Below are 24423 nucleotides of genomic sequence, written 5' to 3'. Positions count from 1 at the left end.
CGGTTCATGCCAATCAAGCAACGAGCGAGCCAGACCTTTGATGACTCACGCCACTCTCCTGAGTTCCAGCTATTCACATTACGCGGCGCGCGCCGTGGCGGCCCGTCCGCAACTCGTCGCGCAGGTGGCGGAGCTTGCGTCCGGGCCGTTGACGCGCGAGCGCATCGACGCCCGCTTCGACGCGCTGTGTGCCGAAGCGGCCGGCGGCGCCGACGCGCCGTTGACGGAGGCCGCATTGAAGCGCGCGTTGCGCCAGTTGCGCACGGAGGTCTTCTGCGCGGTGATGGAGCGCGACCTGGCCGGCGAGGCGGACGTCGCCGAAGTCACCGGAGCGATGACGGATCTCGCCGAGACCACGATCCAGCGCTCGCTCGCGGTGCTGTCCGCTGAACTCGAAACGCTCTTCGGCGAGCCGCGCGGCCCGCAGGGCGAACGGCTCACGCTCGGCGTCGTCGGCATGGGCAAGCTCGGCGGCCGCGAGCTGAACGTCTCGTCGGACATCGACCTGATCTTCATCTACGAAGAGGACGGCGAGACGGCGGGCGGCCAGCGCGCGCCGATTGCCACGCAAGACTTTTTTACGCGCCTCGGCAAGCGCCTGATCGGCGCGCTCGCCGAAGTGACCGCCGACGGCTACGTGTTTCGCGTCGACATGCGTTTGCGCCCGAACGGCGATTCGGGACCGCTCGTGTGCAGCCTCGGCATGCTCGAGGAATATTTCTACGTGCAAGGCCGCGAGTGGGAGCGTTATGCGTGGATCAAAGGCCGGCTCGTGTCCGAAGGCACGAGCGACGCGGCGCAGCGCCTGTCGAAACAACTCGATGCAATCGTCACGCCGTTCGTCTACCGCCGTTATCTCGACTTCGGCGTGATCAGCGCAATCCGCGCGCTGCATCTGCAGATTCGCCAGGAGGCGCAACGCCGTGCGTCGATGCGTCCCGACAAGGCCGACGACATCAAGCTCGGACGCGGCGGCATCCGCGAAATCGAATTTAGCGCGCAGGTGTTCCAACTGATTCGCGGCGGCCAGGACGCCGGTTTCCGGGTGCGTCCCACGCTCGCCGTGTTGCGGCACGCCGCGACGCACGGGCTGATCGACACGTCGGTGTGCGTGAAGCTCTCACAGGCTTATCGCTTTTTGCGCGAGCTCGAACATCGGCTGCAATATCGCAACGACGCGCAGACGCACGCGATGCCGGTCGATTCCGAGGAACGCGTGGCGCTCGCGCGCGCAATGGGCTGCGACGACTATCCGATGCTGATGGAGCGGCTCGACGCGCATCGGGAATTCGTCGAACAGCAGTTCGACCAGATTTTCGCCGACAAGGTGAGCGGCCGCGACGGCTGCGGCGCGCCCGAAGACGGCGCGGCAGTGTGGGTCTGGAGCAGCGCGCTCGCGGACGACAGCGCGGCGGACGCGCTGCATGCGCGTCTCGTCGAGCTGGGCGTGGCCGAGCCCGCCGATCTGCTCGCGCGGCTGCGCGGCGTCTGGCAGTCGTCGCGCTATGCCGGACTCGCGGAGCGCAGCCGGCAGCGCTTCGACATCGTCGCGCAGCGCGCGCTCGAAGCCGCGCGCACGCTCGAGCCGCCCGAGCGGCGCGGCGACACGCTCGCGCGTCTGTTCGATCTGCTCGAAGCCGTGGGCCGGCGCGGCGCGTACCTCGCGCTGCTCACCGAGTATCCGCAAGCGCTGCATCGCGTGTTGTCGGTGCTGGGCGCGTCGCGCTGGGCAGCCGGTTATCTGATCCGCCATCCGCAACTGCTCGACGAACTGCTCGACGACGAAGCGCTGAACACGCCGTTCGACTGGCCCGAGTTCAAGCGCACGCTGCGCTTGCGGCTGGCCGCGGCGGACGGCGTCGAGCAGCAGATGGACTTGCTGCGCCACGCGCACCAGGCCGAGGTGTTCCGTATTCTGCTGATCGACCTCGCGGGCAAGCTGAGCGTCGAGCATGTGAGCGACCGTCTGTCCGAACTCGCCGATGCCGTGCTCGACGTCACGCTCGAAGCCGTCTGGAAGCAGTTGCCGAAGCGCCACCGCGACGCGCCGCGATTCGCGGTGATCGCTTACGGCAAGCTGGGCGGCAAGGAGTTGGGTTATGCATCGGACCTCGACGTGATCTTTCTCTACGACGATCCCGACGATGCCGCTTCGGATATCTACTCCACCTACACGCGCCGCCTGATTACGTGGCTGACGACCGCGACCGGCGCGGGCACCTTGTTCGACGTCGATCTGCGCTTGCGGCCGAACGGCGAGTCGGGCCTGCTCGTTACCGATCTCGACGCGTTCCGCCGTTATCAGTTGCGCGAGGGCGACGCGGCCAACACCGCGTGGGTGTGGGAGCACCAGGCGCTGACTCGCGCGCGCTACTGCGCGGGCGACGCGCAGATCGGCGCGCAGTTCGAGGCGATCCGCGAACAGGTGCTGACGACGCCGCGCGACGCCGCGCAGCTTGCGGACGAAATCGTGGAGATGCGCGAGCGCGTCGCCGCCGGGCATCCGAACCACACGACGCTGTTCGATCTCAAGCACGATCGCGGCGGGATGGTCGATATCGAGTTCACCGTGCAGTATTGGGTGCTGTTGCATGCGGCGCGCGATCCCGAGCTGATCCGCAATACGGGCAACATTGCGCTGTTGCGCGAGGTGTCGCGTCTTGGGCTGATGAGCGAGGCGGAAGCTGAGACGGTCGGCGCCGCTTATCGCACGTACCGGAAGCTGCAGCACAAGCTGCGGCTTGATGGGATGGAGAAGGCGCGGGTGGAACCGGGGTTGGTCGCGGCCGAGAGAGATGCGGTGCTTGGGCTTTGGGAGCGGGTGTTTGGGCGAGGGTGAGGTGGGATTTTTGAGGATGGGGGCGGGTAACGGGCGACGGGTCGCTGCGGTCGACTGACGGCCAGCGGCGACCGGAGCCAACGGCCTGCAACGGCCAGCGACGGCCCGGAGCCCGACCGCCGCCCTCAACCCCCACCTACGCCGCCAGCATTTCCTTCGCGTGCTTGCGCGTGGTCGGCGTGATCTCCAGGCCGCCGAGCATGCGCGCGACTTCTTCGACGCGGCTCGCCTTGTCGAGCGAAACGACGCTGCTCACCGTACCGCCCTTGCCGTTGCCGGCTTTCGCCACCTGGAAATGATGATCGCCACGCGCGGCGACCTGCGGCAAGTGCGTGACGCAAAGCACCTGGCGCGCTTCGCCGAGTTGATGCAACAGCCGTCCGACCACTTCGGCGACGCCGCCGCCGATTCCAGTATCCACTTCGTCGAAGATCAGTGTGGGCGTCGGGCTCGCGGCACTCGCGATCACGGCGAGCGCAAGGCTGATACGCGCGAGTTCGCCGCCCGACGCGACCTTCGCGAGCGGCCGCAGCGGCACGCCCGCATGACCCGCGACGCGGAACTCGACCTGCTCCAGGCCATGCGCGCCGCCTTCGGGTAACGGCACGAGCGCGACCTCGAAGCTGCCGCCTTTCATCGACAGTTCCTGCATGCCTGTGGTGACCGCGGCGCCGAGCGCTTTGCCGGCCTTGGCGCGCGCCTTCGAGAGCTTCTTTGCTTCGGCGAGGAAGTCCTCGCGCGCTTTGGCTTCGGCGGCGTGCAGGCTGTCGAGATCCGCGGCGGCGTCGAGCGCGGCAAGCTGCGCGCGGCGCGTCTCGTGTTCCTCGGGCAGCGTTTCGGGCTGCAAACGGAACTTGCGCGCCGCCGAGTGCAATGCGTCGAGGCGCTTTTCGACTTGTGCGAGCCGGTCCGGGTCGAGTTCCAGCTTTTGCGCGTAATGGCTCAATGAATACGCGGCTTCCTGAAGCTGGATCTCGGCGGGTTCGAGCGCGGCCAGCACGTCGTTCAAGGCCGGGTCGATATCGGCAAGGTCGCGCACCTTCGAGACGATCGACGCCAGGTGCGTGATCATTGCCTCGTCCGATTCGGAGAGCGCATTCAGCGCGCCTTGCACACCGTCGATCAGATTCGCCGAATGCGACAGCCGCCGATGCTCCGCGTTGACTTCTTCCCATTCGCCCGGCTGCGGCGCGAGCTTGTCCAGCTCGGCAAGCTGCCATGCCAGACGCTCGCGTTCCAGTTGCAATTCGCGGTCGCGGGTTTGCGCGTGCTCGACCGCCTGCACCTTCTCGCGCCAGGCGCGCCACGCGCGCGTGACGCTCGCGGACAGCTCGGTCAGCCCTGCATGCGTGTCGAACAGCTCGCGCTGCGCGTCGGGCCGCATCAGCAATTGATGCGCGTGCTGGCCGTGAATATCCACCAGCATTTCGCCGACTTCGCGCAGTTGCGCGAGCGTCGCCGCTGTGCCGTTGATGAACGCGCGCGAGCGGCCGTTCGCATCCACCACGCGGCGCAGCATAACAGTGCCGCCGTGCTGGCCGTCCGCCGCGGCCGCGCTCAACGCCTGCTCGTCGAGCCACTGGTCCACTTGCGCGTGCGTGTCGAATTCGGCGGTGATGTCGGCGCGGGTCTCGCCCGTCCGCACGACGTTCGCGTCGGCGCGCGCACCCAGCGCGAGCGCCAGCGCGTCGATCAGGATCGACTTGCCGGCGCCGGTTTCGCCGGAGAAAACGGTAAAGCCGCTGTCGAATTCGAGGTCGAGCGCGGCGACGATGACGAAGTCGCGTATCGAGAGGTGGCGAAGCATGGAAGTCGTTTGTGCTTGTCGGTGAGCTTGGTATCGGGTTTTACGAACTGCGCGCTTGCGGTCCGGCGTCCGCGCCGGTCACGGCTTGGGATCTTCCTCGTGCGACGGGTATTCGTTCCAGTGCAGCTTCTTGCGCAGCGTCGCGAAATAGCTGTAGCCGACCGGATGCAGCATCGGCACCGTATGACGCGAGCGGCGCACTTCGATTGAGTCGCCGAGTTCCAGCGACGTGAACGACTGCATGTCGAAATTGACGTTCACCTCGCGCCCCGAAACGATCTGGATGCTGACCTTGGAATCGTCCGGCAGCACGATCGGCCGGTTCGACAGCGCATGCGGCGCGATCGGCACGAGCACGATGCCCTGCAGTTGCGGATGCAGAATCGGCCCTTGCGACGACAGCGCGTACGCCGTCGAGCCGGTCGGCGTGGCGACGATCAGTCCGTCCGAACGCTGGTTGTACATGAAGCGGCCATCCACCGACACATGCAGCTCCGCCATGCCCGAAAAGCCGCTGCGATTGACCACGACGTCATTGAACGCGAGCGCGTGATAGATCGGATTGCCCTGGCGCATGATGCGCGCTTCGAGCAGCACCCGTTCCTCGCGCTCGAAGTTGCCCGCCAGCATTTGCGGCACGGTCACGCTCATGTCGGAGATCGGGATGTCGGTAATGAAGCCCAGCCGCCCGTGATTGATGCCGATGAGCGGCGTGCGGTACGGCGCCAGTTGCCGGCCGATGCCGAGCATCGTGCCGTCGCCGCCGAGCACGACAGCCACGTCGGCGCGCGCGCCGATTTCGGCCGGCCGCAGCGCCGGATAGTCGGTCACGCCGATTTCGGCCGCGGTGTCGGCTTCGAAAACGACTTCGAAGCCGCGCTTCGCGATGCACGTGGCGAGCGCGGTCAGCGGGTCGCGGATGCCCGGCGTATTGTTGCGCCCGACGAGCGCGACAGTCTTGAACTGGCTGGTTACTTGCATGCCGGCATTACACCATAGGTAGGGCCTGAAAAGAACGGGGCCGGGACGCGGCGGCCGGCCGTTCGCAGCGGGCCGTGAGCGCAGTGCGGGATTATCGTTAGAATGGTGAAGCCTTGATGACATGCGCGCCGCGCAAACCGCACCGGCGCGCGGCTGGCCGGACCGTCGGCAACGGGGCCGGCGGCACGCCCGACACAATGCGGCACGTTGTGCTGGAACGAGCGCAAGGCGCGGTCCCGGCGGGCGGCGGGAAATTCGCCGGTGATGGGCGCCGTCGGCGCTCGCGGTAGTCGCCTCATTGAGCTAAAATTTTTCGTCATGCTAGATCCTCGCGCACAAACCCTCCTGAAAACGCTGATCGAGCGCTACATTGCCGAAGGTCAGCCGGTCGGCTCGCGCACGTTGTCGCGCTATTCGGGCCTGGAGTTGAGCCCGGCAACCATCCGCAACGTCATGTCGGATCTCGAGGATCTCGGGCTCGTCATCAGTCCGCATACTTCGGCGGGACGCATTCCTACGCCGCGCGGCTACCGGCTGTTCGTCGACACCATGCTCACGGTCGAATCCGCCGCGGACGAAGAAGCCGTCACCCGCACGGTCAAGACTACGCTGCAGGCAGGCGAGCCGCAGAAAATCGTCGCGGCCGCGGCGAGCGTGCTCTCGAATCTGTCGCAGTTCGCCGGTGTCGTGCTGACGCCGCGGCGCAGTCACGTGTTCAAGCAGATCGAGTTCATGCGGCTGTCGGACAAGCGCATTCTGCTCATCATCGTGACGCCCGAAGGCGACGTGCAAAACCGCATGATGGCGACCCAGCGCGACTTTTCGCCGTCCGAGCTCGTGGAGGCTTCGAACTACATCAACGCGCACTTCGCCGGCCTGTCTTTCGACGAAGTGCGCCGCCGCCTGCGCGAAGAAATCGACCAGTTGCGCGGCGACATGACCACGCTCATGCACGCGGCCGTCACGGCGAGCACGGACGAATCCGACACCGGCGAGACCGTGCTGATTTCGGGCGAGCGCAATCTGCTCGAAGTAGCCGATCTTTCCTCGGACATGGCGCGCCTGCGCAAGCTGTTCGATGTGTTCGACCAAAAGACCAGTCTCCTTCAGTTGCTGGATGTGTCGAGTCATGCGGCCGGCGTGCAGATCTTCATAGGTGGCGAGTCCAACCTCGTGCCTATCGAGGAAATGAGCGTCGTCACCGCGCCCTACGAGGTGAACGGCAAGATCGTCGGCACGCTCGGCGTGATCGGCCCGACGCGGATGGCGTACAACCGCGTCATCCCGATTGTGGACATCACGGCAAGACTGCTTTCGCTCACGCTAAGTCAGCAGTAAGTCAGCAGTAGCGGTCAACGCCGCGGCGGTCGATGCGGCACATCATGCGCGAGCGCGCGCCGCTTGCCAATTAGCCGAACGGCCAGGGGCGCCTGGGGCGCGCGGCCACGAAGGCCGCCGCCATAGGGCGCACCGCTATAATGAATCTCACCTGTTCAACCCTCCGCTCACTGCGGTTATCCGGCTATAGCCTATGCGCTTCGACCTCGAGCGGCCTTCGCAGAACGCCACGTCGCACCGTGTTGCCGTGCTGCTGATTAACCTCGGCACGCCCGACGCGCCAACTCCGCGGGCGGTTCGCCGCTATCTCGCGCAGTTCCTGTCCGACCCTCGCGTGGTCGAGATTCCGGCGCTGCTGTGGCAGATCATTCTGCGGTTGCTGATCCTGCCGTTCAGAGGCCGCGCGTCCGCGAAGAAATATGCGGCCGTCTGGATGCCCGAAGGCTCGCCGCTGCGCGTCTATACGGAAAAGCAGGTGGAAGCGTTGCGCCATCTGCTGCAGTTGAACGACTACACGGTGCTCGTCGAATACGCGATGCGTTACGGCACGCCGGGCATTCCGGCGATGCTGAATCAGCTCAAGCTCGCGGGCGCCGAGCGGGTGCTGCTCGTGCCGATGTATCCGCAGTATTCGTCGTCGACCACGGCGACCGCTTTCGACGACGCCTTCTCCGCGATGAAGCGCATGCGCAATCAGCCGGAGATCCGCACGGTGCGTCAATACGCCGATCATCCGGCATATATCGCGGCGCTCGCGGCGCAGGTGCGTCACTACTGGCATCTTCATGGCCAGCCGGATTTCGCGGCGGGCGACAAACTCGTGTTGAGCTTTCATGGCGTGCCCAAACGCACGCTGGATCTCGGCGATCCGTATCACGAGCAGTGTCAGACAACCGGCGCGTTGCTGATGCAGGCGCTTGGCCTGACGTCGGTGGAATGCCGCATCACCTTCCAGTCGCGCTTCGGCAAGGCCGAGTGGCTGCAGCCCTACACGGCGCCCACGTTGAAGGAACTCGGCGCGGCAGGCGTGCGGCGTGCTGATGTGTTTTGTCCGGGCTTCACGGCCGACTGCCTGGAGACGATCGAAGAAATCGGCATGGAAGTGCGCGACGAATTCCTGCATGCGGGCGGCAAGGAATTTCACCGCATTCCGTGTGTGAACGCGTCGCAGGCATGGATCGCCGCGCTCGGCGAAATCGTCGCGCAGAATCTGCAAGGCTGGCCGGTGCAGGCAGTACCCGTGCCGCATAACACAGCGGCTTGACGAGACTTCATGAACTACAGGATTTCAACCGAACCGGGCGCGAAACTGCGCATCGACAAATGGCTTTGGGCGGCGCGCTTCTTCAAGACGCGTTCGCTCGCGGCGGATGCTGTCGAGAAAGGCCGCGTGCGCATCGGCGGGGCCAATGTGAAGCCCGCCAAGGACGTGCGGGTCGGCGACCTGGTCGAGATCGAGATCGAGCGCTTCGTGTGGCAGGTGCAGGTGCTGGGCGTGTGCGAGGTGCGCGGTCCGGCGACCGTCGCGCAGACGCTCTACGCCGAGACCGACGAAAGCCGCGAAAAACGCAAGGCCGAGCAGGAGCGCCGCAAAACTTATCGCGAGCCGGCCGAGGCATTGCATGGCCGCCCGACCAAGCGCGACCGCCGCACTATCGACAGATTTTCAGGTGGGGATTGAACAGCTGTTCCATGGTCGCGTTCACGCCGCCGTATTCGGTGGTGTGGTCGTTGACCGCCCCGGACATACAGATGGTCGTGGTGCCCGCAACGAGTACCAGTGCGACCACCGAGATTGCAAAGGTCAGTTTCACGGTACCCCCTTATGGGATGTTGCAGCAAAGAAACGAGCTAGCCGGGTGGAAATTGCAAGAGGGCGGAAAGGATTACGTCAGATTAGGGTTAACGAGGTTTTTCCGCTGCGTTACTGGAGCATAGGTCACTTGCTGTTCGCGCTCAATCTGAATCTGATTGCGCCGCGCTAATGGTTGTAACCGCGCGTTTCCGCCAGCGGCGCCCGCTCTGAAAATTTCGGCCGAGGCGCTTGAAATGGGCGCTTGCGGCCCCACCTGCCGTTCCGATACGCGGTGGCGCGTTCGAATGTTTGTCGCGATTTTGCAACGCACAAAAGTCGCGGCGCATTCATGCGTTGCCGCCGCCGTTGGCTTTTAAATCTTTAACGACTTTCAGCGACATGGAAAACACGCAAGAGAACCCGACGAGCCAGAATCCCACGCCCGCGGACGAAACCGAGCGCCCGGCCGCCGAGGCGGTCACTCCCGAGCAGGAAGCCGCGGCGAGCGTCGCCACGGACACGCCGGCAGCCACGGGTGCCGAAGCTGCGTTGGCTGAAGCGCAGGCCAAGATCGCCGAGTTGCAGGAGAGCTTCCTGCGGGCCAAGGCCGAGACCGAGAACGTGCGTCGCCGCGCGCAGGAAGACGTCGCGAAGGCGCATAAATTTGCTATCGAGAGCTTCGCCGAGCACCTGCTGCCGGTGATCGACAGCCTGGAAGCTGCCGTCGCCCATTCTTCCGACGACCTCGCGAAAGTGCGCGAAGGCGTCGAGCTCACGCTGCGCCAGCTCACGGGCGCGCTGGAGAAGGGCCGCGTCGTCGCACTGAATCCGGTGGGCGAGAAGTTCGACCCGCATCGCCATCAGGCCATTTCGATGGTGCCGGCGGATCAGGAGCCGAACACGGTGGTCGCCGTGCTGCAAAAGGGCTTCGTGATCGCCGACCGCGTGCTGCGTCCGGCGCTCGTGACGGTGGCCGCGCCGAAGTAAGCGCCCGTCGCAGGCAGTTCGCCAGGTCCACGTAGACACCAGGTAACCCGATCATGGCCAACATTCCCGTCGACGCAACCGCGTTTTCGGTCTTCGACATGAAGGAGCTGAGCGCCGAATCGTTCGACGCGGGCCTCGCCGAAGCAGGCGACGAACTCGCGGTGGTGTTCTTCTGGGGCCTCGACTGCTTCAATTGCGAGATCGCGAAGAAGGCGATGCTGGCGCAACCTGAGGCGATCCGGGCGCTCGGTCTGCGGTGGTTTCACAGCAATGTCTACGAGCACCGCGAGCTCGGGCGGCGCTTCATGCTTCACGGCGTGCCTACGTGGTTCTTTTTTCATCGCGGCAAACGGCTTGGCCGCGCAACCGGCTGGCACGGTCTTGGGCAGTTCCAGGCCGCTGTCGCCGCGGCGCGGCAGAAGATTCAGGCGGTTTCTGGCCAAACGCCGGGTGAAACGCCGGCCGATTGAAAAAAATTAAAGACCGCATCGCAAAAGAGGTCTTGAAAACGATGCGGACGCACTTATGTTCAGTGCAGTGTGAATTCAGGGCGGATCGCCTTGCCGCCGAACGGCAAACAGGGCGCTTCCCGCAGCGATCAAAGTCAGGAGATTAGTAAAAATGGGCAAAATCATCGGTATCGACCTCGGCACGACCAACTCGTGCGTGGCGATCATGGAAGGCAATTCGGTCAAGGTGATCGAGAACTCGGAAGGTGCGCGCACCACGCCGTCGATCATCGCGTATATGGAAGACGGCGAGATTCTCGTCGGCGCGCCTGCCAAGCGTCAGTCGGTCACGAACCCGAAGAACACGCTGTACGCGGTGAAGCGCCTGATCGGCCGCCGCTTCGAAGAGAAGGAAGTTCAGAAAGACATCGGCCTGATGCCGTACAAGATCATGAAGGCCGAGAACGGCGACGCATGGGTCGAAGTGCGCGATCAGAAGCTCGCTCCGCCGCAGATCTCCGCGGAAGTGCTGCGCAAGATGAAGAAGACCGCTGAAGACTACCTCGGCGAGCCGGTCACCGAAGCCGTGATCACGGTTCCCGCGTACTTCAACGACAGCCAGCGTCAGGCAACCAAAGATGCGGGGCGCATCGCCGGTCTGGAAGTCAAGCGCATCATCAACGAACCGACCGCAGCCGCGCTCGCGTTCGGTCTCGACAAGAACGAGAAGGGCGACCGCAAGATCGCCGTGTATGACCTGGGCGGCGGTACGTTCGACGTGTCGATCATCGAAATCGCGGACGTCGACGGTGAGAAGCAGTTCGAAGTGCTGTCCACGAACGGCGACACGTTCCTCGGCGGTGAAGACTTCGACCAGCGCATCATCGACTACATCATCGGCGAGTTCAAGAAAGAGCAAGGCGTCGATCTGTCGAAAGACGTGCTCGCGCTGCAGCGCCTGAAGGAATCGGCTGAAAAGGCCAAGATCGAGCTGTCGTCGAGCCAGCAGACCGAAATCAACCTGCCGTACATCACGGCTGACGCGTCGGGTCCGAAGCATTTGAATCTGAAGATCACGCGCGCCAAGCTGGAAGCGCTGGTTGAGGAGCTGATCGAACGCACGATCGAACCGTGCCGCGTGGCGATCAAGGACGCAGGCGTGAAGGTCGGCGAAATCGACGACGTGATTCTGGTCGGCGGTATGACCCGCATGCCGAAGGTGCAGGAAAAGGTTAAGGAATTCTTCGGCAAGGACCCGCGCCGCGACGTGAACCCGGACGAAGCCGTGGCCGTTGGCGCCGCGATTCAAGGTCAGGTTCTGTCGGGTGACCGCAAGGACGTTCTGCTGCTCGACGTGACCCCGCTGTCGCTCGGCATCGAAACGCTCGGCGGCGTGATGACGAAGATGATCAACAAGAACACCACGATCCCGACCAAGCATTCGCAGGTCTACTCGACGGCCGACGACAACCAGAGCGCCGTGACGATCAAGGTGTATCAGGGCGAACGCGAAATGGCAGCGGGCAACAAGCTGCTCGGCGAGTTCAACCTGGAAGGTATTCCGCCGGCACCGCGCGGCACGCCGCAGATCGAGGTGAGCTTCGACATCGACGCAAACGGCATTCTGCACGTCGGCGCGAAGGACAAGGCGACCGGCAAGGAAAACCGTATCACGATCAAGGCGAACTCGGGTCTGTCTGAAGCCGAAATCGAGAAGATGGTGAAGGACGCCGAAGCCAACGCGGAAGAAGATCACAAGCTGCGTGAGCTGGCCGATGCCCGCAACCAGGGCGACGCGCTGGTCCATAGCACGAAGAAGGCGCTCACCGAATACGGCGACAAGCTGGAAGCTGCCGAGAAGGAAAAGATCGAATCCGCGCTGAAGGACCTCGAAGAAACGCTGAAGAGCGGTTCGAGCGACAAGGCGGCGATCGAAGCCAAGATCGAAGCAGTGGCCACGGCCTCGCAGAAGATGGGCGAGAAGATGTACGCCGACATGCAGGCTGCGCAAGGTGCCGAAGCTGCGGCAGCAGGCGCGGCGGGCGCGAGCGCGGGTGCATCGGCGGGTGGCGCGAGCCAGCCGCAGGACGATGTGGTCGACGCCGACTTCAAGGAAGTCAAGAAAGACTAAAGCCAGGTCGCATTCCGACCGTAAAGCCGCACACGGGTTTTGTGTGCGGCCCGGCTGCACAAGGGACCGCGCCCATCCGGACGCGGGAACGTGCAAGAGCGGTTATCACGCCTGGCGAGCCTTTTAGGCTCTCCGGGCACATTTGTTTTATGGAGGGCGTTGTTTTTTGCCGTATTCAGGCGGCATGAAACAGCGGCCGGACGAGTCGTGAGACTCCAGCATTCAAGAGGAGCCACCGCGCGGCATTGCGCGAGGGGCGTTGAACCGATATGGCGAAACGGGATTACTACGAGGTTCTGGGCGTCGCAAAGAACGCGAGCGACGACGAAATCAAGAAGGCTTATCGCAAGCTGGCGATGAAGCATCACCCCGACCGCAATCCGGGCAACAAGGATGCGGAAGAGCATTTCAAGGAGGTGAAGGAAGCCTACGAAATGCTCTCGGACTCGCAAAAGCGCGCCGCGTATGACCAGTATGGTCACGCGGGCGTCGATCCGAACATGGGCGGAGCCGGCGCGCAAGGCTTCGGCGGTTTTGCCGATGCGTTCGGCGATATCTTCGGCGACATCTTCGGCCAGGCGGCCGGGGGCGCCGCGCGCGGCGGTGGCCGTGCGGGCCCGCAGGTGTATCGCGGCGCCGACTTGCGCTACAGCATGGAAATCACGCTCGAGCAGGCGGCGCACGGCTACGAAACGCAGATCCGCGTGCCGAGCTGGGTCTCGTGCGAAGTCTGTCACGGCTCGGGCGCGAAACCCGGCACGAAGCCGGAAACCTGTCCGACCTGTAGCGGTTCGGGCGCGGTGCGCATGTCGCAAGGCTTCTTCAGCATTCAGCAAACGTGTCCGAAGTGTCACGGCACCGGCACCTATATTCCCGAGCCTTGCGGTCACTGCCACGGCGCGGGCAAGGTGAAGGAAACCAAGACGCTCGAAGTGAAGATTCCGGCAGGGATCGACGACGGCATGCGCATCCGTTCCGCCGGCAACGGCGAACCGGGCATCAACGGCGGACCGTCGGGCGATCTGTACGTCGAGATTCACATCAAGCAGCACTCGGTGTTCGAGCGCGACGGCGACGATCTGCATTGCCAGATGCCGATTCCGTTCACCACGGCAGCATTGGGCGGCGAGATCGAAGTGCCGACGCTTGCCGGCCGCGCGAGCTTCACGGTGCCCGAAGGCACGCAATCGGGCAAGACGTTCCGGTTGCGCGGCAAGGGCATCAAGGGCCTGCGTTCGAGCATTCCCGGCGACCTGTACGTGCATGTGCAGGTCGAAACGCCGGTCAAGCTCACCGAACCGCAGCGCGATCTGCTCAAGCAATTCGAGAAGGCCTTGGTGGAAGGCGGCGCGCGGCATAGCCCGCAAAGCAAGAGCTGGTTCGACCGGGTGAAGAGCTTCTTCGATTAATGGCGGTTTGAGGTTGGCGGTCAGCATGACGGCAGATGAGCGCGGCGCAGTGTTTGCATTGCTCGATGATTGCGACGCGTCGGCGGCGCGCCGCTCAAGCCGTTTGTACACGCGCCTCGTGCATGAGCGCGTGTGCGCGAACGCCGCGCAGCTCGAAGCCGTGTGCGAAGCCGCGGTAGCGGACGCGCGGCTCGGTCTGCATGCCGTCGTGCTCGCCGACTATGAATTCGGCCGGCATCTTCTCGACGGGGAATCGGGTCCGTCGTTCAAAACGCAGCATGGCGATGCCACGCTGCGTTTTTTATTGTTCGAACGTTGCGAAAAACTTTCGCGCGATGCAGTCGACGCGTGGCTCGTGAACGAAGACGGGGGTCTTGCTGAGCCGTCGGTGGCGGGCACGGCGAATGTGCGCGAGAGCGTCGAGCCCGAGCAGTTCAACGCGGCGATCGGCGCGATTCACAGCGCGCTGCACGCCGGCGATTCGTATCAGGTCAACTACACATACCGTCTTGGCTTCGACGTGTTCGGCTCGCCCGTCGCGCTGTATCGGCGGTTGAGGGCGCGGCAGCCGGTCCGCTATGGCGCGTTGATCGCACTGCCGGGCGGCGCGTGGGTGCTGTCGTGTTCGCCCGAGCTGTTCGTTGAGAAGCAGGGCGCTACGTTGCGCGCCCGTCCGATGAAAGGCACGGCGCCGCGCTCGGACGATCCCGCAACGGATCGCGGCGTCGCAGAATTCCTTGGCAGCGATCCGAAGAATCGCGCCGAGAACGTGATGATCGTCGATCTGTTGCGCAACGATTTGTCGCGTGTCGCGCAGACGGGCTCGGTCAAGGTGCCGGCGCTCTTTTCGGTCGAGCCATATGCGTCGGTCTGGCAGATGACGTCGACGGTGGAGGCCGCTTTGCGGCCCGGCACGTCGTTCGCCGGCATACTGCGCGCGCTGTTTCCTTGCGGCTCGATCACCGGCGCGCCGAAGCATCGCACGATGCAGTTGATCGACGAACTCGAGAGCACGCCGCGCGGACTCTATACCGGCGCGATCGGCTGGCTGGACGCGGCCGCGTCGGAACCGGCGGGCTCGGGTGGAAATGCGTGCGGCGACTTCTGCATGTCGGTCGCCATTCGCACGCTGACGTTGAAGCCGTCGGCGCAAGCAGGCTCGTTGCGCGGCACGATGGGCATCGGCGCGGGCATCGTGCTCGACAGCGTCGCCGAAGACGAATACGCGGAGTGTCGATTGAAAGCGCGCTTTCTGACCGGCGCTGAGCCGGGATTCGAACTGTTCGAAACCATGCACGCGACGCGCGAAGATGGGGTGCGTTATCTGTCGCGCCATCTCGCGAGACTCTCGGCAAGTGCCGCGGCGTTGGGCTTTCCATTCGATGCCGAAGCCGTGCGCGCACAGATTGCGGAACAATGCGCGGCGTTGCCTGCAAAGACTGCGCATCGCATGCGTCTCGCACTAGCCAAGAATGGCGCAACGCAGATCACGGCTGCGATCCTGACGCCGTTGGCCGACTCGACGGTCGGCGTGCTGCTCGCAACGGATCACGGCTTCCCGACGATGCAATCCGGCGATCCGCTGTTGCACCACAAGACCACGCGCCGCGCCGAATATGACCGCGGCTGGCGCGAGGCCGAGGCGAAAGGCGCGTTCGACACGCTGTTCTTCAACGAACGAGGCGAGTTGACGGAAGGCGGGCGGTCGAACGTGTTTGTGAAGCTGGCGGGCAAGTGGTGGACGCCGCCGCTCGGGTCGGGCGTGTTGCCGGGCGTGATGCGAAGCGTGCTGCTCGAGGACGACGCGAGCTTGCAGGCGAAAGAAAGAGTGCTGACGCAGGCGGATCTGTTGAACGCCGAAGCGCTGATGATCTGCAATGCGCTGCGCGGAGCGCTGCCGGCGCGGGTTATCCGTTAGAACGGTCCTAATCCCGCGCCACCCAAACCCTCAAAACGTATGCTCGGGCCCAGGAAACGCCCCATCCTTCACCGCACGCACATAGGCTTCAACCGCCGCGAGAATGCTCGGCTGGCCCTGCATGAAATCCTTCACGAAGCGCGGTCGCTTGCCGGGAAAAATCCCCAGCATGTCATGCAACACCAGCACCTGACCTGAGCAATCGAGCCCGGCGCCAATGCCGATCGTCGGAATACGCAACTGCTTCGTGACTTCGCTGGCGAGCAGCGTCGGAATGGCTTCCATCACGATGAGCTGCGCGCCCGCCGCTTGCATCGCGAGTGAATCGCGCAGCAACTGGTTCGCGCCTTCCTCGGTCTTGCCTTGCACCTTGAAGCCGCCGAACGCATGCACCGACTGCGGCGTCAGTCCAACATGCGCGCACACCGGAATCGAGCGCTCGACCAGAAAGCGCACGGTGTCGCCAAGCCACTCGCCGCCTTCCAGCTTCACCATCTGTGCGCCGGCGCGCATCAGTTCGACGGAGCTTCGGTACGCCTGTTCCGCCGTACCGTAAGTGCCGAACGGCAAGTCGGCGACGATCAACGCCGACGGCCGGGCACGCGCCACACTGGCCGTGTGATACGCAATATCGGCGAGCGACACCGGCAGCGTCGTGGTCTGCCCTTGCAGCACGTTGCCGAGCGAATCGCCGATCAGCAAAACGTCGACGCCCGCGCGATCGAGCAGCGCCGCAAAGCTCGCGTCGTAACAGGTGAGCATGGCGATTTTCTCGCCCGCATCGCGCATTGCCTGCAGTTTCGGCACGGTGATCGCGTTCCGGCTCGCTTCCTGCAAATAGGTCATGGGTCGATCCGTTGAAAGAGGGGCGCGCGCCGCTTAAAGCGACGTGCCTTTGACAAAGAATTCCTTGCGGCCGCGCATGGTTTCGATGCGTTCGGCGAGCAGCGCAAGGTCCGCGTCGGAGTCGAGCGGATTCAGATGTTCGGCGTTGACCGTCAGCACCGGCGTGCGGTCGTAGTGATAGAAGAACTCGTTATACGCGTCGCAGAGCGCATGCAGATAGGCGTCGGAAATCTGCAATTCCATAGGCACCGCGCGCTTCTGAATGCGCGAGAACAGCACCTCGGGACTCGCCTGCAAATACACGACGAAGTCCGGCGCCGGCGCGCTCACTTCGAGCCGCGCGGCGAGCGCGCGGTACAAATGCCACTCGTCTTCCTGCAGCGTGAGACGCGCGAAGATGTCGTTCTTCTGCGTCATGAAATCGGCGATGAGCGGCGTGCCGGCCAGTTGTACCGCGTTCACGTCCTGCGCCTGCTGCGCGCGTTGCAACGCGAAATGCAATTGCGCGGGCAACGCATAACGCGTGGTGTCGCGATAAAAGCGTTCGAGGAAGGGATTGTCTTCGGGCCGCTCGAACAATTCCTGCATCGACCAGCGTTGCGCGAGACGCCGCGCGAGCGATGTCTTGCCGACGCCGATCGGCCCTTCGATCGCAAGATAGCCGAACGGAGGCCGCAATTGCGGCGCGGTGACGGTGAGTGGCGGTGAATTCATTCGCAGCGGCCTTTGCCGGCGTTGAGGGCGTTGAGCGTCGGGCACTGGCAAGGCCCTTTGACCTTCTCGATGCGTTGTTCGCGTACGCCGTCGAGCAGCGCGTCAGCGCGGCCATGCCGCGGAATGATCAGCGCGGCGTCGATCTCGACGAGCGGAACCAGCGCAAACGCGCGTTCGACAAGACGGGGATGCGGAACGATCAAGTCGGCTTCGTCGATGGATTGATCGCCGAAGAGCAGGATGTCCAGATCGAGCGTGCGCGGTGCATTGCGAAAGGGCCGTTCACGGCCGAACTGATGCTCGATCTTGTGGCACAGCGCAAGCAGATGCCGCACGGGGAGCGTCGTGTCGATCTTCACGACACAGTTGAAATAGTCGTCACCGCCCGCGTCGATCGGGGCAGTGCGATACAGGCTCGACTTGGCGAGCACGGTGATGGTGTGCTGTTGTGCGAGGCACACCACCGCGTCTTTCAGGGTCTGGCGCGCGTCCCCGAGATTCGCGCCGAGGCCGAGATAAGCAACCGTCATGGCATAACTTCCTGCAACTATCGTTCGACGGCTTCAGCCGACGCTGCATGAACCAGCGCTGCGTTAGCGAACGCTGCTTCAGTCTTCGTGCGGGCTGTCGTGGCCCGCTTCGGCGTCTGTGCGTTCGGCTGGCGTGCCGCCCTCCATTCCGTCGCCCGGTTTGCGGTTTCTGGCGCCACCGCCGCGCCGCCGTCGTTTTCTGGGGCTTCGGTCCTTCCCGCCTTGCGTGAGCAATGCCTCACGCGCCGCGATGTCTCCTTCGATGAACTCCGTCCACCACGCTCCGACCGACTCGTCGAGTTCGCCCGATTCGCAGCGCAACAGGAGGAAATCATACCCCGCTCTAAATCTTTGGTGTTCCAGCAGCTTCAGCGCGCTTCTTCCCGAACGTTTTTCGAGGCGCAACTGCAAGCCCCAGATCTCGCGCATATCGGACGAAAAACGCTTGTGGATAGCGAGTTTCTCGGTCTGCATGTCGAGCACTTCGTCCATCGCGCGATGCAGCGCGGGCACCGGATACTCGCCGTTCGCTTCGAATTTCTGCCAGCGCTGCTGTACGTCGTGCCACAAAAGTGTTGCAAACAGAAAACCCGGCGACACTGGCTTGCCGGCGCGCACGCGTGCGTCGGTATTGTTGAGCGCGAGCGTGATGAATTTTTCGCCGGTCGGCTGCTCGAGCACGACGTCGAGCAAGGGCAACAGTCCGTGATGCAGACCTTCCTGGCGCAAGCGCTTCAGACAGGCGAGCGCGTGTCCGGACAGCATGAGCTTCAGCATCTCGTCGAAGAGACGCGCGGCCGGCACGTTGTTGATCAGATCGGCCATTTTCGCGATCGGGTCGCGCGTCGCGTCTTCGATCTCGAAGTCGAGCTTGGCCGCGAAACGCACGACGCGCAGCATGCGCACCGGATCTTCGCGATAACGCGTGGCCGGATCGCCGATCATGCGCAACAGACGCGCGCGCACGTCGGCCATGCCGTTGTGATAATCCAGCACGGTCTCCGTGGCCGGATCGTAGTACATCGCGTTGATCGTGAAGTCGCGGCGCGTGGCGTCTTCGTGCTGCTCGCCCCACACGTTGTCGCGCAGCACGCGGCCGCTCGCGTCCACCGCGTGCGTGCGGCGATCGAGCTCGTCGCGCTTCAGGCGCCGCGGCGGCGCAGCGTCAGCGGCGGGCGGATCGACCAGCGCGCGGAACGTCGACGTTTCGATGATTTCCTGGCCGAACTGCACATGCACGATCTGAAACCGGCGGCCGATGATGCGCGCACGGCGAAACAGCTTCTGCACCTGCTCGGGCGTGGCGTCGGTCGCGACGTCGAAATCTTTCGGCTTGATGCCGAGCAGCAGATCGCGCACCGCACCGCCGACGATAAACGCCCGGTGCCCCGCCTGCTGAAGCCCTTCGGTCACGCGAATCGCGTTGCGCGAGATCAGCGTGGGGTCGATGCCGTGCACGTCGTGCGGAATGATGACCGGCACGTCGGGGTCCGGCACCTGTGGTTTGGTGGACGCGCCGCCGCGAGCCGGCTTGCGGCGCGCGCGGCCCGCGCCCGCGGCGCCTTGTGCATGGTGTGCCGGTGCGCTGCCGGTTTCGTCTGCGTCGGCTTCAGCCGGCAGCGTGTCGTCGGCGGATGCTGTGTCCTGGCCGAATAGCTTGCGAATGAGTTTTTTGATCACTGGGGTTGAAAGAGTTCGAGGATGCGCCAGCCCTTGGCTTGTGCATGAGCACGCAATGTGTCGTCCGGATTGGTCGCGATTGGGTCGGTGACCTTTTCGAGCAGCGGAATGTCGTTGTGCGAATCGCTGTAGAAATAGCTGTGCTCGAAGTCGCTCCAGCTTTTGCCGAGCGATGCGAGCCATGCCTCGGTGCGCACGATCTTGCCTTCCTTGTAGCTCGGCGTGCCGGTGGGGCGGCCCGTGTAGGCCGAATGCGGCTGGCCGTCGACGGTTTCCGCTTCGCAGGCGATCAGCGTGTCGACGCCGAACGCGCTCGCAATGGGACGGGTGATGAATTCGTTGGTGGCCGTGACCACGCAGCACAGGTCGCCCGCTTCGCGGTGCCGCTTGACCAGTTCGACCGCCGCCGGAAGGATGGCCGGCGTGATCACTTCATGCATGTACTGCGCGTGAAAGTCCGCGAGTTGCGCGCGCGTGTACTTGGCGAGCGGCGTGAGCATGGCGATCAGATAGGCGTGAATGTCGAGCTTGCCGGCCTTGTAGTCGGCGTAAAAGCGGTCGTTGTCACGGGCGAAGTTTTCGGCGTCGACCATGCCGTGTTTCACCATGAAGCGGCCCCATTCGTGGTCGCTGTCGGTGGGAATGAGCGTGTGATCGAGGTCGAAGAGTGCGAGATTAGCCATGGGGGTCTATTTTACTTGAAGCGGCGGACGACGCGGCGGGGCCGTCCTGGCCGGGCGAAGCCAGCATCGTGCGCAAGAGCGGCAGCGTGACCGCGCGCTTCTGTTCGAGCGAGAAGCGGTCGAGCGCGTCGAGCAGCGCCATCAGGCTCGGCATGTCGCGGCGAAAGTGCGTGAGCAGATAGGCGGGCACGTCGTCGGCGAGCATGATGCCGCGCTCGCGGGCCGCGTGCTTCAGCACGGCGGCTTTGCCTTCGTCGGGCAAGGGCGCGAGATGGAACACGAGGCCCCAGCCGAGCCGCGTGCGCAGATCTTCGCGCACCGTCATGCCGATCGGCGGCGCGTTGCCGGTGGCGACGAGCGCGCTGGTCGGATGCGCGCGCACTTCGTTGAAGAGATTGAACACGGCGACCTGCTGCGCGGCGGAGAGGCCGTCGCAATCGTCGATTGCATACAGCGCGACGCGCGGATCGAAACTGAACGCGGCGAGGCTGCTTTGCGGACCGGCGAAGCGCGCATGTCCGCGCGGCGCTTCGTGCACGAGTGCTTGCAGCAGATGTGTGCGGCCGCTGCCCGCTTCGCCCCAGATGTAGAACGTGCGATCGGCGACCGGCCCGGCGGCGAGCGCGCTATCGAGCTCACGCAGGCGCGTGACCAGCTCGGCGTTCGCGCCGGCGAAAAAATTGTCGAATGTCGATGGCGGCGGCGTGCCGAGATCGAGCGTCAGTTGACGAAGCACAGTAGGTTAATGCCGAAAGTAAGGCTGAAGCCGCGAAGTGTCCCGCTGAGCCGGGACGCCGGAGCAGAACATCAATTGTTATAGAGCGTGCTTTGCAGATAGCTTTGCCGCAACTCGCGCATCGCCACCGACAGAATCGCGCTGACCGGCAGCGCGAGCAGCACGCCGAAAAAGCCGAACAACTGCCCGAACGCGAGCAGCGCGAAGATAACCGCGAGCGGGTGCAGGCCGATTCGCTCGCCGACGAGACGCGGCGTGAGATAAAAGCTCTCCACGATCTGCCCGACGCCGTAAATCAGCGCGACCGCGCCGAAGCCGTACCAGTTGCCGAACTGCAGCAGCGCCGCGAGCAGCGCAAGCGCAAGACCGGTCGCGAAGCCGATATACGGAATGAACACGGCGAGCCCCGTGAAAATGCCCACGGGCAACGCAATCTCGAAGCCGGCGATGCTGAGCGCGGCCGCGTAGAACACGGCGAGCACGCCCATCACGAGCAACTGGCCGCGCAGGTATTGCGACAGCATCTGATCCATGTCGCGCGCGAGTTGCAGCGTCTTGTCGAGCCAGCGCCGCGGCACCACGCTCTGCATGCGCAGCAGCATGCGGTTCCAGTCGTAAAGCAGATAGAACAGCACGAGCGGCACCATCACGAGATTGCCGACCACGGTCATCATGACGTTGCCGCTTGTCACGATCGACGTCCACGCATACCGTGCGACCGTCTGCGCACTGCCTTCAAGCTGACCCATCACCATGTCGCGCACGCTCGCGAAGTCGAGCGAATCGGCGAGGCCGAGCATGGCGAGCTTGGGTTGCAGCCACGCATTCACATGCGCGAAAAGCTGCGGCACCTGCTGCCGCAACTGCGGCCCTTCCTTCTGGATGACGGCGAACACGAGCAGCACCAGCAGCGTCATCAGCAACGTGAAAAGCAGCATCATCAGCAAGGCGGCGAGTGCGCGCGGCACGCGCCGGCGCACCATCCACGCGACGCCGGGCTGCAGGATGTAGGCGAGAATCGCGCCGAGCAGAAAGGGCGTGAGAACCGGACTCAGCAGCCACAGCAGAATGCCGACGCCGAGCGCAATAGCGAGCCAGATGAAGGCGCGGCGCTGCACCGGAGTCAGTATCGAGGAATTCTGTTGCAAAGTTGTTTCCCTGGTGTCGTCGGAACCGGATGATCAAATTCCAGCCAGCCGGCCGGCAACTCTCTATGGGACCGGAGTAAGCGCTGAAGCGCCAACTCTCGATCGGCATCGGGTAAAATCGCATTTTACCGACCTTCGAGCGCTCCCCCCATGAATCAACCGAAATCCGCCCCGAATTCCACTGATTCGGCCCAAGGTCTGTCGTATCGGGACGCTGGCGTGGACATCGACGCGGGCGACGCTCTCGTCGACGCAATCAAGCCCTTTGCCAAAAAGACGATGCGCGACGGCGTGCTGGGCGGCATCGGCGGATTCGGCGCGCTGTTCGAGGTGCCGAAGCGGTACAAGGAACCCGTGCTGGTGTCGGGCACGGACGGCGTGGGCACGAAGCTGCGCCTCGCCTTTCAGTTGAACAAGCACGACACCGTGGGCCAGGATCTGGTCGCGATGAGCGTGAACGACATTCTCGTGCAAGGCGCGGAGCCGCTCTTTTTCCTCGACTACTTCGCGTGCGGCAAGCTCGACGTGGGCACGGCGGCGACCGTGGTCAAGGGCATCGCTTATGGTTGCGAACTGGCGGGCTGCGCGCTGATCGGCGGCGAAACCGCTGAAATGCCGGGCATGTATCCCGACGGCGAATACGATCTGGCGGGCTTCGCGGTCGGCGCGGTCGAAAAGAGCAAGATTATCGACGGCAGCACGATCGCCCCCGGCGACGTCGTGCTGGGCCTCGCTTCGAGCGGCATCCACTCGAATGGTTTTTCGCTCGTGCGCAAGATCATCGAGCGCGCGCAGCCCGATCTGAACGCGGATTTCGACGGCCGTTCGCTCGCCGACGCGTTGATGGCGCCCACGCATATCTACGTGAAGCCGCTCCTCGCGCTGATGCAGCAGATCGCCGTGAAGGGCATGGCGCACATCACGGGCGGCGGGCTCGTCGAAAATATTCCGCGCGTTTTGCGCGAAGGTCTGACGGCCGAACTCGATCATCGTGGCTGGCCGCTGCCGCCGCTGTTCTCGTGGCTGCAAAAGCACGGCGGCGTCGCGGACGCGGAAATGCATCGCGTGTTCAATTGCGGGATCGGCATGGCAGTCGTCGTGTCGGCTGCGGACGCAGATGCCGCGATCGGTCTGTTGTCGGCGGCCGGCGAGCAGGTGTGGAAGATCGGCGTGATTCGCGAAAGCGCTGCGGGTGAAGCGCAGACGGTTGTGGTTTAAAAGGTCGGTGGTTCGCGCGGCGTTGCGATGGATTGCGCCGCGCGGGCTGTGATTTGCCGGCTTGCGTTTGCCGGTTTGCTTTCGCCGGTTTGCTTTCACGCTTTTCGCGCCTCACGGCGTTGCTTCATATCCCGCGCTTTACGCTTTACGCTTTACGTCAACGCTTCAATCACCTCGAGCACGCGCGCCGTTGCTTCTCGATCGCAGCAGTCCACCACCACGCGCTCGTCCATGCTGCGCAGCCATGTGAGCTGCCGCTTGCACAATTGCCGCGTCGCGAACACGCCTTTGTCGCGCATGGTTGCATAGTCGACCGCGCCGTCCAGATATTCCCAGACTTGCCGGTAGCCGACGCAACGCATCGACGGCATCTCGGGCGACAGATCGCCGCGTTCCCGCAGCTTCACCACTTCATCGACGAAACCGTTTTCCAGCATCGCGTCGAAACGCCGCTCGATGCGCGCGTGCAGCACGCTCCGGTCGGAAGGCTCGAGCGCGATCGGCACGAAGCGCCAATCGGCCGCGGCATCGTCGGTGCGCGCGGGCGCGGCCAGCAGCGTCGACATCGCCTCGCCGGTCAGCATGAAGACTTCGAGCGCGCGCTGGATGCGCTGCGAGTCATTGGGTGCGAGGCGCGCGGCTGTCGCGGGATCGACGGCGGCGAGGCGCGCATGCAGCGCCGGCCAGCCGTCGCGCGCGGCGTCGGCGTCCAGTTGCGCGCGCACGTTGGGATCGGCGGCGGGCAAGTCGTTGAGCCCCTGCGTGAGCGCCTTGTAGTACAGCATCGTTCCGCCCACCAGCAGCGGCAGCCGGCCGCGCGCCTGGATCTCGGCCGTGAGGCGCAACGCGTCGGCGCGAAATTCGGCGGCTGAGTAGGCGTTGGCCGGGTCGACGATATCGATCAGATGATGCGGCGCGATCGCGCGTTCTTCGGCGGTCGGCTTTGCGGTGCCGATGTCCATCTGACGATAGACGAGTGCGGAATCGACGCTGACGATTTCGATTGGGCGCCGGGTGGCCAGTGCTAGCGCGGCTGCGGTCTTGCCTGAGGCGGTCGGGCCGAGTAGGCAGGGGATGGGCGTGGGGGGGCGGGCGGTCATGGGCGGGCCGGCGGGGGAGAGTCGGACGCTGGGGGCGTTGAGCGTATTAAGGGGGTTGCGTGCGTGGAGCGCATCAGGTGTGTTGCGGGCGTCGGGAGCATCGAGGGCGCCAAA

The 24423-nt window shown here is 64.3% G+C and carries 21 protein-coding genes; 10 read left to right on the top strand and 11 right to left on the bottom strand.

The features are described 5' to 3' along the window. Positions 1–40: 40 nt before the first annotated feature. A complete protein-coding gene (glnE, locus tag C8K18_RS09595; protein ID WP_107707314.1) occupies positions 41–2839 on the top strand; it encodes a bifunctional [glutamate--ammonia ligase]-adenylyl-L-tyrosine phosphorylase/[glutamate--ammonia-ligase] adenylyltransferase in 2799 nt (932 codons plus the stop codon). 136 nt (positions 2840–2975) lie between these two features. On the opposite strand, the gene recN is transcribed toward glnE, so the two are convergent. Together recN and C8K18_RS09585 are read right to left on the bottom strand one after the other, a co-directional pair. Beyond that, positions 2976–4646: a DNA repair protein RecN gene (gene recN / locus C8K18_RS09590; RefSeq protein ID WP_029970425.1), complete on the bottom strand. Its 1671-nt coding sequence runs from the start codon at positions 4644–4646 to the stop codon at positions 2976–2978. 78 nt (positions 4647–4724) lie between these two features. After that, complete coding sequence (locus C8K18_RS09585) at positions 4725–5627, bottom strand: NAD kinase (protein ID WP_006047888.1); 903 nt, start codon at positions 5625–5627, stop codon at positions 4725–4727. Between the two features lie 318 nt (positions 5628–5945). Here C8K18_RS09585 and hrcA point away from each other — a divergent pair, with 318 nt between their 5' ends. The 3 genes from hrcA to C8K18_RS09570 all read left to right on the top strand — a co-directional run bounded on the left by hrcA (position 5946) and on the right by C8K18_RS09570 (position 8646). Continuing rightward, entirely contained in the window at positions 5946–6965 is a 1020-nt protein-coding gene (gene hrcA, locus C8K18_RS09580; RefSeq protein ID WP_025601566.1) for a heat-inducible transcriptional repressor HrcA, read from the top strand. Between the two features lie 193 nt (positions 6966–7158). Beyond that, a complete protein-coding gene (hemH, locus tag C8K18_RS09575) occupies positions 7159–8229 on the top strand; it encodes a ferrochelatase (RefSeq protein WP_006047886.1) in 1071 nt (356 codons plus the stop codon). A 9-nt stretch (positions 8230–8238) separates the two neighbouring features. Beyond that, positions 8239–8646: an RNA-binding S4 domain-containing protein gene (locus tag C8K18_RS09570; RefSeq protein WP_006047885.1), complete on the top strand. Its 408-nt coding sequence runs from the start codon at positions 8239–8241 to the stop codon at positions 8644–8646. Here C8K18_RS09570 and C8K18_RS33255 read toward each other — a convergent pair. Next, complete coding sequence (locus tag C8K18_RS33255; protein ID WP_006047884.1) at positions 8618–8779, bottom strand: hypothetical protein; 162 nt, start codon at positions 8777–8779, stop codon at positions 8618–8620. The two genes, C8K18_RS09570 and C8K18_RS33255, sit on opposite strands and share 29 nt — an antisense overlap. A 380-nt stretch (positions 8780–9159) precedes the next feature. Here C8K18_RS33255 and grpE point away from each other — a divergent pair, with 380 nt between their 5' ends. The 5 genes from grpE to pabB all read left to right on the top strand — a co-directional run bounded on the left by grpE (position 9160) and on the right by pabB (position 15654). Continuing rightward, positions 9160–9747 carry a nucleotide exchange factor GrpE gene (gene grpE / locus C8K18_RS09565; protein ID WP_006047883.1) on the top strand — a complete coding sequence of 196 codons (588 nt, stop codon included), beginning with the start codon at positions 9160–9162 and terminating at the stop codon, positions 9745–9747. 53 nt (positions 9748–9800) lie between these two features. Next, positions 9801–10217 carry a co-chaperone YbbN gene (locus C8K18_RS09560; RefSeq protein ID WP_107707313.1) on the top strand — a complete coding sequence of 139 codons (417 nt, stop codon included), beginning with the start codon at positions 9801–9803 and terminating at the stop codon, positions 10215–10217. Between the two features lie 151 nt (positions 10218–10368). After that, on the top strand, positions 10369–12327 hold the full coding sequence (dnaK, locus tag C8K18_RS09555) for a molecular chaperone DnaK (protein ID WP_006047881.1): 1959 nt from the start codon (positions 10369–10371) through the stop codon (positions 12325–12327). Positions 12328–12596: 269 nt separating this feature from the next. Further along, positions 12597–13736 carry a molecular chaperone DnaJ gene (dnaJ, locus tag C8K18_RS09550; RefSeq protein ID WP_006047880.1) on the top strand — a complete coding sequence of 380 codons (1140 nt, stop codon included), beginning with the start codon at positions 12597–12599 and terminating at the stop codon, positions 13734–13736. A 25-nt stretch (positions 13737–13761) separates the two neighbouring features. Continuing rightward, complete coding sequence (gene pabB / locus C8K18_RS09545) at positions 13762–15654, top strand: aminodeoxychorismate synthase component I (RefSeq protein WP_107707377.1); 1893 nt, start codon at positions 13762–13764, stop codon at positions 15652–15654. 30 nt (positions 15655–15684) lie between these two features. On the opposite strand, the gene panB is transcribed toward pabB, so the two are convergent. From panB to C8K18_RS09510, 7 genes are all read right to left on the bottom strand, one after another. Then, positions 15685–16500 carry a 3-methyl-2-oxobutanoate hydroxymethyltransferase gene (gene panB, locus C8K18_RS09540; protein ID WP_107707312.1) on the bottom strand — a complete coding sequence of 272 codons (816 nt, stop codon included), beginning with the start codon at positions 16498–16500 and terminating at the stop codon, positions 15685–15687. Between the two features lie 33 nt (positions 16501–16533). After that, positions 16534–17214, bottom strand: a complete 681-nt coding sequence (locus tag C8K18_RS09535) for a deoxynucleoside kinase (protein WP_053857538.1) — start codon at positions 17212–17214, stop codon at positions 16534–16536. Then, positions 17211–17744, bottom strand: coding sequence for a 2-amino-4-hydroxy-6-hydroxymethyldihydropteridine diphosphokinase (gene folK, locus C8K18_RS09530; protein ID WP_006047876.1), 534 nt, complete (start codon positions 17742–17744; stop codon positions 17211–17213). Before folK ends, C8K18_RS09535 begins: the two co-directional genes overlap by 4 nt. A 78-nt stretch (positions 17745–17822) precedes the next feature. Continuing rightward, on the bottom strand, positions 17823–19424 hold the full coding sequence (gene pcnB, locus C8K18_RS09525) for a polynucleotide adenylyltransferase PcnB (RefSeq protein WP_006047875.1): 1602 nt from the start codon (positions 19422–19424) through the stop codon (positions 17823–17825). Next, complete coding sequence (locus C8K18_RS09520) at positions 19421–20107, bottom strand: HAD family phosphatase (protein WP_006047874.1); 687 nt, start codon at positions 20105–20107, stop codon at positions 19421–19423. Before C8K18_RS09520 ends, pcnB begins: the two co-directional genes overlap by 4 nt. Continuing rightward, positions 20100–20843, bottom strand: a complete 744-nt coding sequence (hda, locus tag C8K18_RS09515) for a DnaA regulatory inactivator Hda (protein ID WP_029970417.1) — start codon at positions 20841–20843, stop codon at positions 20100–20102. Before hda ends, C8K18_RS09520 begins: the two co-directional genes overlap by 8 nt. A gap of 71 nt (positions 20844–20914) precedes the next feature. Further along, the gene (locus C8K18_RS09510; RefSeq protein ID WP_006047872.1) at positions 20915–21991 is read right to left on the bottom strand and encodes an AI-2E family transporter; all 1077 of its coding nucleotides are present in this window, start codon (positions 21989–21991) and stop codon (positions 20915–20917) included. A 150-nt stretch (positions 21992–22141) separates the two neighbouring features. Here C8K18_RS09510 and purM point away from each other — a divergent pair, with 150 nt between their 5' ends. Continuing rightward, positions 22142–23209, top strand: coding sequence for a phosphoribosylformylglycinamidine cyclo-ligase (gene purM / locus C8K18_RS09505; RefSeq protein WP_006047871.1), 1068 nt, complete (start codon positions 22142–22144; stop codon positions 23207–23209). A 152-nt stretch (positions 23210–23361) separates the two neighbouring features. Here purM and miaA read toward each other — a convergent pair whose 3' ends face one another. After that, on the bottom strand, positions 23362–24309 hold the full coding sequence (gene miaA / locus C8K18_RS09500) for a tRNA (adenosine(37)-N6)-dimethylallyltransferase MiaA (RefSeq protein WP_107707311.1): 948 nt from the start codon (positions 24307–24309) through the stop codon (positions 23362–23364). Positions 24310–24423 lie beyond the last annotated feature (114 nt).

The organism is Paraburkholderia sp. GV068, from assembly GCF_003058125.1.
Lineage (GTDB): Bacteria > Pseudomonadota > Gammaproteobacteria > Burkholderiales > Burkholderiaceae > Paraburkholderia > Paraburkholderia graminis.
The sequence above is the reverse complement of the archived record's forward strand: the minus strand, read 5'-3'. Positions and strand labels throughout refer to the sequence as shown.